The sequence below is a fragment of the Pedobacter sp. MC2016-05 genome (assembly GCF_026239735.1).
Lineage (GTDB): Bacteria > Bacteroidota > Bacteroidia > Sphingobacteriales > Sphingobacteriaceae > Pedobacter.
In genome coordinates this window covers 153,331-166,739 of sequence record NZ_JAPIVT010000005.1, presented here as the reverse complement: position 1 = coordinate 166,739, position 13,409 = coordinate 153,331, and the positions used below count along the sequence as shown (strand labels likewise).

The window sequence follows — 13,409 nt, the reverse complement described above, 5'->3', positions numbered from 1 at the left end:
TGAGAAAAACTATGCCTTTTTTAGTGCAGAATAATATTTGGTTTATATATTTGTGTTCAAAGTAATTAACCATGAGCACCTTATCCAAAAGAATCAACAATCTATCAGAATCTGCGACACTTAAAATGACCAAATTAGGCCGTGAATTGGCCTCAAAAGGTGTTAATATTATAAGTTTAAGTGTTGGCGAACCTGATTTCAATACGCCTGACCACGTTAAAAATGCCGCAAAAAAGGCTTTAGATGATAACTACACCCGATACTCTCCGGTACCAGGATACCCAGATTTACGTCAAGCTATTGTTAACAAATTAAAAACAGAAAATAATCTCGATTACGATATTTCGCAAATTGTAGTTTCTACCGGCGCAAAACAATCGCTATCAAATGTAATTTTAACTTTGATAGATCCAGATGATGAAGTGATTATTCCTACGCCATATTGGGTTTCCTACTCCGAAATGGTTGTTTTAGCTGAAGGAAAATCCGTTTTCATCGATACAGATATCGAGAGCAATTTCAAAATTACGCCTGAACAATTAGAAGCTGCTATAACACCAAAATCGAAGTTGTTTATGTTTTCATCGCCATGTAACCCTACTGGTTCAGTTTACAGCAAGGATGAATTGGCAGCTTTAGTTAAGGTTTTTGAGAAACATCCTAACATTTATATCCTGTCGGATGAGATTTATGAGCATATCAATTTTGTTGATCAGCACGAATCTATCGCACAATTTGAGAGTATTAAAGATAGAGTAATTATCGTTAATGGCTTTTCGAAAGCATTCGCAATGACGGGTTGGAGATTAGGTTATATTGCAGCAAACAAAGAAATTGCTGCTGCAAATGATAAATTGCAGGGACAGACCACTTCAGGAACTTGTTCAATTGCACAAAGAGCGGGCATTGTAGCTTATGAGCAGGGTCTGGACAGTGTTTTAGCCATGAAAGAAGCATTTCTTCGTCGTAGAGAATTGGTTTACAATTTACTAAACGAAATTCCTGGTGTTAAAACAAACCTTCCGGATGGCGCATTCTATTTCTTTCCAGAAATCAGTTCATTTTTCGGCAAACAAGATGCGGAAGGGAATATCATCAAAGACTCTTCTGATTTAGCGCTGTATTTGCTAAACGTTGGCCACGTAGCTACCGTTGGTGGTGATTCTTTTGGAAACAATAATTATATCCGTTTATCCTATGCAGCTTCTGATGAAAGTTTAGTAGAAGCTTTAAGACGAATTAAAGAAGCACTAGGCAAGCTAGCATAGTTATTTGCAGTTAGAAATTCGGAATTTTCAGTTTATATATAAAACCCTTCGCTAGAAATGATCTGGCGAAGGGTTTTTAATTTTAGAGTTTTCGTATTATAATATGAATAACAAATAGCAAAGGTCGAAACTGACAGTAAAGATCCGTCTTGGCTAATTCCTTCAAGACGAATAACATTTTAGCTTCTGATGGCCTCAACCGGATCTAATCTTGATGCGGAATATGCCGGCCAGAATCCCGATATCGTTCCAATAATTACAGATATCCAAATGCCGAGTAATATGTTGTTTACTCCCAGTATAATATAAAATCCTGTAAGTGCTCCGAGTAATAGTGCAATCAAATAGACCAGCAAAAGTCCGAGCAGCCCTCCCAAAATACATAGGGAGATAGATTCGAAGATAAATTGCAATAGAATAAAATAGTTTTTTGCTCCCAATGATTTTTGAATACCAATAATGTTTGTTCGCTCTTTAACGGACACGAACATGATATTTGCAATACTAAAGCCTCCAACCAATATTGAGAAACCTCCAATAATCCAACCTGCCCAATTTACCATGGTAAACATCGAATCTAGTTGATTGGAAAGTATGGTTGTTTTATTCAGGGCGAAATCTTCTTCCTGTCCAGGTCTGATTCTATGGATAGATCGCATTAAACCTTTCAATTCGCTTTCTACTTCTTCAAGCGAAACATTATCATTTCCACGCACTGTAATTTGTGGCCCATATCGTTCATTTTGAATATCAAGAATGCTCTTGGCAAAATTTATAGGGATATTCACATTTTTATCCAAAGAAGTACCCAACATATCCTCACCTTCTTTTTTAAATACACCAATAACTGTTAATCTCCTGCCTAAAACTTGTACTTGTTTACCTATTGGGTCATCTCCACCAAATAATCCGTCAGCGACATCTGCACCCATCAACAACACAGGTGAGCCGTTATTGCTTTCGGTTTCAGTAAAATAACGACCGGCTTGAAGTTCGAAATTCCAGGTTTTATCAAAATCATGCGAAGCTGCAGAAACATTTATCCCTTCAACAGAATTACTCCTGTATTTTATTGTCCTATCACTCGTCGAAATTTCAAAGGTGATTCCCTGGGCGTTCCCCATTCGTTCTCTTAAAGCAGCAAAATCACGAAGCGAAGGCTGTGGTCTGTTCATGTATTTCCACCAAGGGTAGTTATCGCCAAAACTCCAAGGCCATTTTTGAACATAAATCGTATTCGATCCCAATTTATCTACACTTGACTGAAGTTTACCACGAAAGGTATCTACTGCTGAGAAAACAGCGATGATGGTAAAAATCCCTATTGTGATCGCAAGAAGCGATAACATGGTACGCATTTTATTTTGGCGTAGTGCATCAAAAGCAAAACGAAAACTTTCCCCTATTAGCCTAAAGATTATCATAATTAATGGTTAGATGCACAGCATATAAAAAGGTTACAACTCATTTTCAAAACTAGTTAATTTTGTGGCGTTTCTGAGTTAAGCGACTTATTTTTCAATATTTAATTAACCAAAACATTGTATACTGTAATTACGTTTGATAAAATACGAAAAAGAAAAATTAAATTCGTATTTTTGCACCTCAAAAAATTCATCAAGAATGAAATTATCACAATTCAAATTCAATCTACCAGAGTCACTAATTGCAAACAATCCAGCCGAACAACGCGATGAAGCACGTTTGATGGTTTTACACAAAGACAGTGGTAAAATTGAACATAAAATTTTCAAAGACGTGCTTGGTTATTTCGATGACAAAGACGTAATGATATTGAATAACACAAAAGTTTTTCCTGCTCGTTTATACGGTAATAAAGAGAAAACTGGCGCTACTATCGAGGTTTTTTTGCTTCGCGAATTAAATAAAGAGTTACGTTTATGGGATGTTTTAGTAGATCCGGCTCGTAAAATTCGGGTAGGTAATAAATTATATTTCGGCGACGATGACTTATTGGTTGCTGAAGTTGTTGATAATACTACTTCTCGTGGGCGTACCATTCGCTTCTTATTTGAAGGAACAGACGAAGAATTTAGAAAAAACGTAGAAATTTTAGGTGAAACCCCGCTTCCGAAATACATTAAACGTAAAGCAACTGCTGAAGATAAAGAACGTTACCAAACCATTTTCGCTAAACACGAAGGTGCTGTAGCAGCTCCAACTGCGGGTCTACACTTTAGTCGCGAGTTGATGAAACGCCTTGAGCTTAAAGGTGTAGAATTTGCGGAAGTAACCTTACATGTTGGGTTAGGAACCTTTAGGACTGTTGAGGTAGAGGATTTGACTAAACATAAAATGGATTCAGAGCAATTTATCATCGAACAAAAAGATGCTAATATTGTAAATAAAGCCATAGAGGAAAAAAGAAGAATTTGTGCAGTTGGAACGACTTCAATGCGTTCAATAGAATCTGCGGTATCAGCAAACAGAACATTAAAGGCTGCAAATGACTGGACAAGCAAGTTTATCTTCCCTCCTTACGAGTTTAACATTGCTAATTCAATGATTACAAACTTCCACACGCCAGAATCAACATTATTGATGATGGTAAGTGCATTTGGTGGTTATGAAAATGTAATGAATGCTTACGAAGTAGCAGTTAAAGAAAAATATAAATTTTATAGTTATGGTGATGCCATGCTAATTATATAGATTTTAGTACTTAGTATTTAGTATTTAGATAAATTGGTCTAAGTACTAAATACTAATCTCTAGATACTCGAATGAAATACTACGCTATAATTGTAGCAGGCGGTTCTGGCAATCGGATGCAGACGGAAACCCCAAAACAATTTTTGTTGCTAAAAAACCTCCCGGTTTTAATGCACACCATAAAAGCTTTTGCGCAAAGCGATACTCAACCTAAAATTTTATTAGTTTTAAACAAAGAACAACAGGGCTACTGGAAAAGGCTTTGCGAAGAGTTCAATTTTAGGATACCGCACCAAGTGATTGATGGTGGCGCCGAACGCTTTTATTCGGTTAAAAATGCAATTAACTCCATTAATGAAGAATCTTTTGTTGCCATTCATGATGCCGTTCGTCCGTTAGTTTCGAAAAAATTGATTGACGGGTGTTTTAAGGAGGCTGAACTGCATGGTAACGTTATTGCTGCTGTTCAATCGAGCGACAGTGTAAGAATGTTTAAAGACGATAAAACATCGGCATTGAAACGAAATGAAATCTTCCTGGTACAAACGCCTCAAACCTTTAGTTTAAAAATTTTAAAAGAGGCTTACCGACAAGATTATTCGGTGAGTTTTACTGATGACGCCAGCGTTGTTGAGGCTATTGGTGAAGCTATTCACATTTTGGAAGGCGAAAGAAATAATATTAAGATAACCTATCCTGTTGATTTAGAGTTAGCAGAACTTTTGTTAAAGCGTTAATAAAAGAAAGGGTGTTTCATAATAATGAAACACCCTTTCTAATTCATCAATATTTAAGATTTTACGCTACAAATTGATGAATGTTCGCTTAACATATTTTATGTTGCTCTGCCTATAACTTTAAGCAAGATTGCAATAATTGCGATTACCAATAAAACGTGAATGATGTTACCCACATCGCCAAAGCCGTGGAACACGAAGCCGATCACCCATAGTATAACCAATACTACTGCGACTAAATACAATAAATTTCCCATAGTGTTAATTTTTTAAGTAAATGTTGATGTATTAACACAGCTAGAATACTTTTGTTTAAAAAATGTAAATTATATTTTTAATTGGTTGATAATCAAACTCCTTTTCGTTGTAAAGAAGTCATAAAAAAACCTCTCGTTTTTGCGAAAGGTTTCTTTATGCTTTATAAAATTTAGTATTCATCCTCATTAAAGAAGAAGTCTTCTTTAGTTGGATAATCTGGCCAAATTTCCTCAATAGTTTCGTAAGGTTCGCCATCATCCTCTAACGCTTGCAAGTTCTCAATAACTTCTACTGGTGCGCCAGAACGGATACCATAATCAATTAATTCATCTTTAGTTGCAGGCCAAGGTGCGTCTTCCAAGTGCGATGCTAGTTCTAATGTCCAATACATATCTTCAATTCAATTAAATTCTTGTTCTTAACAATGCGCAAAGTATATTAAAATTTTTGAGCAAAACAAACTTATTTTTCCACCATTAAATACGAGGTATCCAGATGTTTTCTTCTGCGCTAAAATCCATGTTCAGTTTTCGTGCCAAAACAAACAAATAATCACTCAAGCGATTTAGATAAACGCTAACTTTTTCGTCTACAAAGCTTTTTTCTGCAAGCTCAACAGTTAAGCGTTCTGCCCTTCTGCAAACGCATCTGGCAATCTGGCAGTAAGAAACAGTAGTATTTCCGCCTGGTAAAACAAAGTGCTTTAAAGGAGGCAGCACTTCATTCATTAAATCCATTTCCTGTTCTAATAAAATAATATCAGTTTCATGTAGATCAGGAATTTTCATCTTCGATTTTTCTGGATCTGCCGCTAACGTTGCCCCTATTGTGAATAACCTATCCTGAATTTCTTTCAATAATTTCTTGTATTCGGGAGCGATATCCTGACACATGATTAACCCTATGTGAGAGTTTAGCTCATCAACTGTTCCATAAGTTTCTATGCGTAAATGATATTTCGGGACACGAGTACCACCAATTAATGAGGTTTGTCCTTTATCGCCAGTTTTAGTGTAGATTTTCATACCCCTAGCCCCTACAGGGGAATTATTATACAAAATCCTAAAAGTCCCCATTAGGGGATTTAGGGGTTAATTTATTTTTTCCCAATCGCTGCCACTATCATTTAAAGCTTGCAGGCGTGGAGAAACATTTTTGATATCAGTATTCACGTAATCGTTCTCAATTAAACCATCACGCATTCTTACGATCCTGTGAGCATGTTGCGCAATATCCTCTTCGTGAGTAACCAAGATAATCGTGTTCCCTTTACTGTGTATTTCTTCCAGAAGACCCATGATCTCTATTGAGGTTTTGGTATCCAGGTTACCGGTTGGTTCATCGGCCAGAATAATAGATGGATTGTTTATTAAAGCTCGTGCTACAGCCACACGTTGGCGTTGACCTCCAGATAACTCGTTCGGTTTATGATCCATACGGTTACCTAAATTTACATTTTCTAATGCCTTTGCCGCCCTAGCCTCGCGGTCCTTTTTGCTACTTCCAGCATAAATTAGAGGTAAAGCCACGTTATCCAGCGCTGTAGAACGAGGTAAAAGATTAAAAGTTTGAAAAACGAATCCTATCTCTTTATTACGAACTTCGGCCAATGCATCATCAGTCATTTGGCTCACATTCGTTCCGTTTAAGATGTAAGTGCCACTTGATGGCGTATCCAAGCAGCCTAATATGTTCATCAAGGTTGATTTTCCCGAACCTGAAGGGCCCATAAGCGCAACAAATTCGCCTTTATTAATGTCTAAAGAAACTGATTTTAAAGCATGGATAACTTCTGATCCGATTACATATTTACGGCCAATTTCTTTTATGGTAATAAGTGGTTTCTCCATGTTTTTTCGTTTTTAGACAAGCGTAAAGGGTAAGATGTTACAATAGTAACAAAATTACTTTTCGATAATTTTTGGAACCATAAAAAATTGCTCAGTATGTTTTGCGGCATTCTTAAGTCCATCTGCCGTCGATATCTCTTGTTTCACAACGTCTTCTCGCCAAGCGTTAGTCGTTTCATTCATATAAACTAAAGGCTTAACGGTTGAGGTATCGAGTTCGTTGAGTTTTTCCATAAACGAAAGTATCTTGTTCATTTCAGGAATTAGGGTTTCAACTTCCTTTTCATCAATATGAATTCTGGCCAAATCGGCAATTTTATAAATGGTTTTTGCGTCTAAATTCATTTTACTAGTTCACTTTCAATGAGTTGGAATACCTTTTCCTTTAACAAATCAGAATCAACGTCTGCCAACTTTGATGTGTCTATCGGTTTGTGGACGTAAATATCGCAAATTCCTGGCTTACTTCCATATTTGGCGCCGTCATCCCAGTTAATTTTCCAAACATTGGTAATGCTGACCGGCACAAGCGAAATGTTTTTATCTATGGCTAAACGAAAAGGACCATTTTTAAATTCGCCCAACCGTGGCGGATAATGATCATCTATTTTTCCTTCGGGAAAAATAATTAAGCTCATTCCTTTTTCTAAATTTTCACCAGCTTTTTTAAATGCCCGAAAGGCAGAAATTTTACTATCACGGTTTACCGAAATATCAATTGTTTTAAAGAAAATTCCTAAAACAGGATTATTTAACAATTCATCTTTGCCCATAAAATGGAATTTACCATGACACATGATACAAAACACCATAATATCCAAATTCGAAGAGTGGTTGGCACAATAAATATACGTTTGCTTGTAATTTAGTTTTTCCTCGTAATAATAGTTGTACCAAACACCGGAAAGCAAACTGCAACAGAAACTATTGGCTTTTCTGCAAAGATTTAAAATGGAGTAATATTTTGGATTACGAGATGTGAGGTAATACATTGGATAAAAAAGGATAAAGAAGAAAATTATCCAAAATAAAAACCATACTCGGTGTACTTGCCTTAGAAAGTGAATCATAGATAATCAAAAATATAAAATACTTTATCATTTCAAATACTGATTAGCCACCACCAATTAAATGATTGGTTATTTTATAATATGAATAGCAAAAGGTTGATCCATCAAATTAAGCCGAAAAAATCTATTCATATAAAATTGATTATATCGTATACGTTGCTTGCTTTTTATTTTTAATTTCGTGCCATTATGAAAGAAACAGTGGTGAGTGGCATTAGGCCAACTGGAAAGCTACATTTAGGAAATTATTTTGGTGCGGTAACCAATTTTGTAAAAATGCAGTATGATTATAACTGCTACTTTTTTATTGCCGATCTACATTCATTAACAACTCATCCTACTCCGGGTGATTTGCATGGTTATGTTCGCCATGTATTAGTAGAATATTTAGCTTGCGGAATTAATCCAGAAGAGACCACCATATATGTTCAATCTGATGTTCCAGAAGTCTCGGAGCTTTATTTATATCTGAATATGAATGCATATTTAGGAGAATTAGAACGAAGCGCCTCCTTTAAAGAAAAGATAAGATCTAATCCGGATAATGTAAATGCTGGTTTATTAACCTATCCTACTTTGATGGCTGCAGATATTCTTATTCACAGAGCTACTAAAGTGCCGGTTGGAAAAGACCAGGAACAACATCTAGAAATGACCCGTAACTTCGGCAACCGTTTTAACAGGATGTATAACGCCGATTTTTTCCCTGAATCTTTTGCGTTTAATTATGCTGAAAATTTAGTTAAAGTACCTGGTTTGGAAGGAAAAGGCAAAATGAGTAAATCAGATGGTGATGGAAACTGTATCTATCTATCTGATAGCCCTGAAATTATCCGTAAGAAAGTAGCCAGAGCAGTGAGCGATAGCGGACCAACAGAAGAAAATCAGGAAAAACCAGAAGCGATTCAAAATCTTTTTGATTTGATGAAAATTGTCTCTACGCCTGATACTATTGAGCATTTTGATGGATTGTACAATAAAATGCAAATCCGTTATGGAGATATGAAGAAGCAACTGGCTGAAGATATGATTGTATTTAACTCCCCTATAAGAGAACGTATTGAAGAACTTTCGAAAGACGAAACTTATTTAAGGCAGGTTGCTAAACACGGTGCATTAAAAGCCCGGGAAAGTGCTCAGAAAACCATCAGAGAGGTTCGTAGTTTAATCGGTTTTAAAAGTTTTTAGTAATTTTAAATAGATTTGAGAAGATTGATATGAGATTTGAGACAATGCTCGACTCCATATCTGATATCTCATATCTCATATCTAGACATATATGCACATAGCAATTGTAGGAAATATAGGCGCCGGAAAAACGACTTTAACGGGTTTACTCGCCAAGAATTATGGATGGGAAGCTTTGTATGAAGCGGTTGACAACAACCCCTACCTGGAAGATTTTTATAGTGACATGAAACGTTGGAGCTTTAATCTTCAAATTTATTTCCTCAACAGTCGTTTTCAACAAATTACTGATATTGAAGTAAATAAACGTAATGTGATTCAAGATAGAACCATTTATGAGGATGCACATATTTTTGCAGAAAACCTGCATGATATGGCGCTGATGACCACTCGTGATCATGACAACTATCGTGCGATATTTGATAACATCACTTCTTTCATCAAGCCACCTGATTTACTGGTCTACTTACGAGCGTCGGTTCCTACGTTGGTAAATAACATCCAACGTCGTGGCCGCGAGTACGAGGCAGGCATTCGGATTGACTATTTATCTAAATTAAATGAAAAATACGAAGCGTGGATCAAAAATTATAACTTGGGTAAACTATTAATTCTGGATAAAGACAAACTGGACTTCACCAACAATCCAGAAGATTTAGGTGCTGTTATTCAGTCAATTGAAGCTGAAATAAACGGTCTGTTTTAATTTTGTTTTTTAGATTGAATTTTCAAATACATCTTCACCCTGATGTATTGAGGAACAAGCCATTTTTTACTTAAAATTTGTTTTTGTTTATCGCTTTAGTTATATTATAAAGATGACGGAAAAAAATTTTGCACACGAGAACTATTCGAATTGGAAACTTGGCATTTTTTATTTCAATCGAAATGATAAACGTTTGTTTGTGCACAAGCGGATCAGAATTTTAGGTTGGACACTGAATTTTGCTCATCCATTGTCTTACGTTGTGTTGACGCTAATTTTTATTTTAGCATATATCTTAAGTAACCTACCATAAACATGATTGATAGTGCAAATTTAGCCATAGGTATTATTCCTGCCCGGTTTGCTTCTACCCGATTTCCGGGGAAGCCTTTAGTGGATATCGCAGGAAAAAGCATGATTCAACGTGTATATGAGCAAGCGCTGAAAGCAAAAAGTTTATCGAAAGTAGTCATTGCTACAGATGATGAGCGTATAGCGGATGAGGTTAAGAGATTTGGCGGTGAGTTTGTGTTTACATCTGCTCAGCATCAAAGCGGTACCGATCGATGTGCCGAGGTGATTGATAAAATTCCCGGGTTCGATATTGTAATCAACATACAAGGCGATGAACCTTTTATAGAGCCTAGCCAAATAGATTTATTAGCAAGTTGTTTTATTGAGGATAAAGTTCAGTTGGCCACGCTCATTAAACCCATCCAAAGCCAGGAAAGCATTTACAATCCAAATAGCCCGAAAGTGGTGATTGATGTAAACGGCAGAGCAATGTACTTTAGCCGAAGTCCGATACCATTTATTAGAAATGGCGAGCCAGGCGTTTGGGCAGAGAAACATCAGTTTTATAAGCATATTGGTATCTACGGATATAGAACAGAATCATTGAAAGAAATTACCAAACTACCACCATCATCATTAGAAATTGCAGAGAGCCTGGAGCAATTGCGGTGGATTGAAAATGGTTTTTATATTCAAACAAAAGTTACAGATTTAGAAACGGTTGCAATAGATACTCCAGAGGATTTATTAAAGTTGAATAACTTATTAGCGGCTTTGAAGCGAGAATAAAATAATATTCTTAAATTACACTTAAATATGATTTAATACCCTCAAAATTTGAATCGTTGAAAAAGATTGTAATCATTTTTATATCATTTCTAATTATTCAAACGGCTAGTTCTCAAGAACCTATCGGTATCTCCATAAAATCCAATTTGTTAAATTTATTGGCTAAAAAGCCATCTTTTTCTATTGAGAAAACCTTTCGCCAGAGATACGGTCTGGAGCTTTCCTATTCATCAGGCGAATTAAACTGGGGTAGAGACTACAAGTTTAGTGGTTTTTTGCTCAGAGGGAAAATGTATGCTTATGATATTGAGGTCAAAGAGATCACTCCCTTTTGGGGATTGTATGTTGGAAACCTGAACAAAACCATCGTTTCAAACAATGCCTATGTTCATCCTACAGGATTTTTATCGTTTGGAAACAACAGAAATTTCAAGGCGAATTCAATTCGTTCAGGGATGATTTTGGGCTTTTTATATCTCCCAACCAAAAGATTTTTAATAGAAACCACTACAGGCTTAGGTTATGGCAAATATTTCAACTTAGAAACATTTCAAGATAGAGCTGCTCCGAAAGGTTATTTGGATTTCCAATTATGGTTATCAGTAGGCTATAGCTTCTAATTATAATTTAATTGTTTATAAAAACTTAAAATTTGTATTTTCGGAAATGAGAAAATTGCTGCTCCTACTTTCCGTTGCCTTATTGTTATATGCTTGCCAAACTGACAAACAGAAAAACAACGATTCTATAGAGTTTAAGAATGTAAATCAAAGTATAGCTCAATCATTTTCTGATCTAAATAAGCTCGATACTTTTAAAATTGAGCTGACTGGCAGGAAACCGGAAGAAATGGTTTTAACCTTTACCATTAAAAATTTTGATGGAAAAGAAATTTATAACGTAAAACTAAAAGGAACGGATTTGTTAGGAAATACAGATCCAAACCTTGATTTATCAAAAGAAAAAGCGCAGATTGTATTCTTAAAAACCATCGCAGATGATTTTTTTGCTGAAGATAATTTTCTCGAGCCTGCAGTGATGCCGGAAGACAAGCCTGACAAGTATGTTCCGGATAAAGCGCTCTACGAAGAGCTTAAAAAATCTGGCTTAAATGGCTTCAAGTACCGTTTAGGTAAAGAAAAAAATCTCTATATCGCCTGGAGCGAAAAAGAAAAAAAGGTAAAAATCTACTATAACTGCTGTTAAAAAACTCCCTATTCTTCGTACAACATCCCTATGTCCTATTAAACTAATCTAATATGAGAAGAGCTGTTTTGTTGTGCTATTTTGTTTTTTGTGCTGTGCTTAGTAATGCGCAAAGTGTATTTTTAAAAGAAAAACCAGCTAACGAAAAAGCTGCAGTTAGTATCAATGACCATGCGCCAAGTGTGATGTTTTTTGGTGTAAATGATGGAAGTGATAGTTGGAAAAATCATAAGCAAAAAGAAAAAGAAGTCAACGCCTATTTTGGTTCGGTTTATAGCAACTTCCCGATCTTGGACATTGGAAAAGAGCATGTTGTAGAATATAGTAACTCCAATGGAAAATTTGTTTTTTACAGACCAAATACTAAACGACAATTTGGAATGATTGTTTCCAATGGAAAAGACAAGCCAATACTTGTTCTCAATCCAGACCAATATTTGAAAACTATAAAAACTTACCTCAATATTGGTAGTGCTGATGATTTGGTTCCTAAAACGCTCGATGAACGAGATCAAAAAGATGCGGTTAAAGAAATGCAAGGTGTTTTAAAAATAAAATTCGTAACCGATCAATCGTATGCTCAAAGGCTAATTAAAAATGCGAGTTCAGTACACTACAGTAATACTTATGAAGACGGAAGTCCCAAAATGACTTGTACAAATAGAGTGTTTGAAATGTTTGGCGATAGTTTAATGACGACTAAATCTCCTTATGGCGCCAACTATGTTTATGATAAAAATAACATCATGCAATCGATGGACAATACAATGAACGGTAAGCCGAGTGGATATTCGAAGTATTTGAGAGATCAAAATGGCTTAATCAAAAAGATTGTTAGTGGTGATGAAAAAAGTACCGATTCGACCGTTTTTATTTATGAGAAAGATAAATACCACACCATTAGCTTCAGTGGTTCAAGGCCTTATTCTTTAGAGACGTTCTTTTTAAATGATCAAATGCAATGCGTTCGTAGGTTATCCAAAAGATCCGATCAATCCATCATTTGGGACATCACTTACATTTATGACAAATTTGGACGTATCATTCGAGAAGGAAAAGTAGATAGCGAAATGATTTATAGTTATAAAAATGATTCTGATGCTATTTTCTCTGGCTTCAAATCCTACAGCCTAAATCCCCGAAGGCTTGATCTTCAAAATGAAATTATTAGAGAAAAGAACAAGCAAACCTTTATTGGGAGAAATGGAACTGGAGGCTTGAATTTCATATCTGTAACTTACACTGCTAAAGATAGATCGACGAAAACCTATTCTTATGATAAGGATAATAAATTGACAAGCGTAAGTGTAATACGCTGCTTGTAAAGGTCAACGGATGTTGTAAAACAGTTAACATCCCAATTACCAATC

17 protein-coding genes are annotated in these 13,409 nt (G+C 35.7%); 10 read left to right on the top strand and 7 right to left on the bottom strand.

All coding sequences use genetic code 11. From position 1 onward, the window contains the following. Positions 1 to 71: 71 nt before the first annotated feature. Entirely contained in the window at positions 72 to 1,268 is a 1,197-nt protein-coding gene (locus tag OQZ33_RS09310; RefSeq protein WP_265798768.1) for a pyridoxal phosphate-dependent aminotransferase, read from the top strand. 179 nt (positions 1,269 to 1,447) lie between these two features. Here the strand turns inward: OQZ33_RS09310 and OQZ33_RS09305 are convergent, their stop codons facing one another. Beyond that, complete coding sequence (locus OQZ33_RS09305; RefSeq protein WP_265798767.1) at positions 1,448 to 2,692, bottom strand: ABC transporter permease; 1,245 nt, start codon at positions 2,690 to 2,692, stop codon at positions 1,448 to 1,450. A 199-nt stretch (positions 2,693 to 2,891) separates the two neighbouring features. On the opposite strand from OQZ33_RS09305, the gene queA reads away from it, so the two are divergent. Further along, a complete protein-coding gene (queA, locus tag OQZ33_RS09300) occupies positions 2,892 to 3,941 on the top strand; it encodes a tRNA preQ1(34) S-adenosylmethionine ribosyltransferase-isomerase QueA (protein ID WP_265798766.1) in 1,050 nt (349 codons plus the stop codon). Between the two features lie 71 nt (positions 3,942 to 4,012). Next, entirely contained in the window at positions 4,013 to 4,678 is a 666-nt protein-coding gene (locus OQZ33_RS09295; protein WP_265798765.1) for a 2-C-methyl-D-erythritol 4-phosphate cytidylyltransferase, read from the top strand. Between the two features lie 98 nt (positions 4,679 to 4,776). On the opposite strand, the gene OQZ33_RS09290 is transcribed toward OQZ33_RS09295, so the two are convergent. From OQZ33_RS09290 to OQZ33_RS09265, 6 genes are all read right to left on the bottom strand, one after another. Continuing rightward, the gene (locus OQZ33_RS09290; RefSeq protein WP_131557824.1) at positions 4,777 to 4,935 is read right to left on the bottom strand and encodes a lmo0937 family membrane protein; all 159 of its coding nucleotides are present in this window, start codon (positions 4,933 to 4,935) and stop codon (positions 4,777 to 4,779) included. 170 nt (positions 4,936 to 5,105) lie between these two features. Further along, positions 5,106 to 5,327 carry a DUF2795 domain-containing protein gene (locus OQZ33_RS09285; protein WP_010603503.1) on the bottom strand — a complete coding sequence of 74 codons (222 nt, stop codon included), beginning with the start codon at positions 5,325 to 5,327 and terminating at the stop codon, positions 5,106 to 5,108. An 85-nt stretch (positions 5,328 to 5,412) separates the two neighbouring features. Continuing rightward, positions 5,413 to 5,961 carry a cob(I)yrinic acid a,c-diamide adenosyltransferase gene (locus OQZ33_RS09280; RefSeq protein ID WP_265798764.1) on the bottom strand — a complete coding sequence of 183 codons (549 nt, stop codon included), beginning with the start codon at positions 5,959 to 5,961 and terminating at the stop codon, positions 5,413 to 5,415. A 66-nt stretch (positions 5,962 to 6,027) separates the two neighbouring features. Next, the gene (locus tag OQZ33_RS09275; protein WP_056848927.1) at positions 6,028 to 6,786 is read right to left on the bottom strand and encodes an ABC transporter ATP-binding protein; all 759 of its coding nucleotides are present in this window, start codon (positions 6,784 to 6,786) and stop codon (positions 6,028 to 6,030) included. A 54-nt stretch (positions 6,787 to 6,840) separates the two neighbouring features. Next, the gene (gene gatC, locus OQZ33_RS09270) at positions 6,841 to 7,131 is read right to left on the bottom strand and encodes an Asp-tRNA(Asn)/Glu-tRNA(Gln) amidotransferase subunit GatC (RefSeq protein WP_265798763.1); all 291 of its coding nucleotides are present in this window, start codon (positions 7,129 to 7,131) and stop codon (positions 6,841 to 6,843) included. Then, on the bottom strand, positions 7,128 to 7,778 hold the full coding sequence (locus OQZ33_RS09265) for a lysophospholipid acyltransferase family protein (protein WP_322975032.1): 651 nt from the start codon (positions 7,776 to 7,778) through the stop codon (positions 7,128 to 7,130). The genes gatC and OQZ33_RS09265 overlap by 4 nt, the downstream gene beginning before the upstream one ends. A gap of 267 nt (positions 7,779 to 8,045) precedes the next feature. Between OQZ33_RS09265 and trpS the strand changes: the two genes are divergently transcribed. The 7 genes from trpS (at position 8,046) to OQZ33_RS09230 (ending at position 13,364) form a co-directional block, all read left to right on the top strand. Further along, positions 8,046 to 9,044 carry a tryptophan--tRNA ligase gene (gene trpS / locus OQZ33_RS09260; RefSeq protein ID WP_265798761.1) on the top strand — a complete coding sequence of 333 codons (999 nt, stop codon included), beginning with the start codon at positions 8,046 to 8,048 and terminating at the stop codon, positions 9,042 to 9,044. Positions 9,045 to 9,135: 91 nt separating this feature from the next. Further along, entirely contained in the window at positions 9,136 to 9,750 is a 615-nt protein-coding gene (locus OQZ33_RS09255) for a deoxynucleoside kinase (RefSeq protein ID WP_265798760.1), read from the top strand. A gap of 112 nt (positions 9,751 to 9,862) precedes the next feature. Next, positions 9,863 to 10,063, top strand: coding sequence for a DUF5808 domain-containing protein (locus tag OQZ33_RS24295; RefSeq protein ID WP_265798758.1), 201 nt, complete (start codon positions 9,863 to 9,865; stop codon positions 10,061 to 10,063). 2 nt (positions 10,064 to 10,065) lie between these two features. After that, the gene (kdsB, locus tag OQZ33_RS09245) at positions 10,066 to 10,833 is read left to right on the top strand and encodes a 3-deoxy-manno-octulosonate cytidylyltransferase (RefSeq protein WP_265798757.1); all 768 of its coding nucleotides are present in this window, start codon (positions 10,066 to 10,068) and stop codon (positions 10,831 to 10,833) included. 56 nt (positions 10,834 to 10,889) lie between these two features. Then, positions 10,890 to 11,453, top strand: a complete 564-nt coding sequence (locus OQZ33_RS09240; RefSeq protein ID WP_265798756.1) for a DUF3575 domain-containing protein — start codon at positions 10,890 to 10,892, stop codon at positions 11,451 to 11,453. 46 nt (positions 11,454 to 11,499) lie between these two features. After that, positions 11,500 to 12,039, top strand: coding sequence for a hypothetical protein (locus OQZ33_RS09235; protein ID WP_265798755.1), 540 nt, complete (start codon positions 11,500 to 11,502; stop codon positions 12,037 to 12,039). A 53-nt stretch (positions 12,040 to 12,092) separates the two neighbouring features. Beyond that, positions 12,093 to 13,364: a hypothetical protein gene (locus OQZ33_RS09230; RefSeq protein WP_265798754.1), complete on the top strand. Its 1,272-nt coding sequence runs from the start codon at positions 12,093 to 12,095 to the stop codon at positions 13,362 to 13,364. Positions 13,365 to 13,409: the final 45 nt, after the last annotated feature.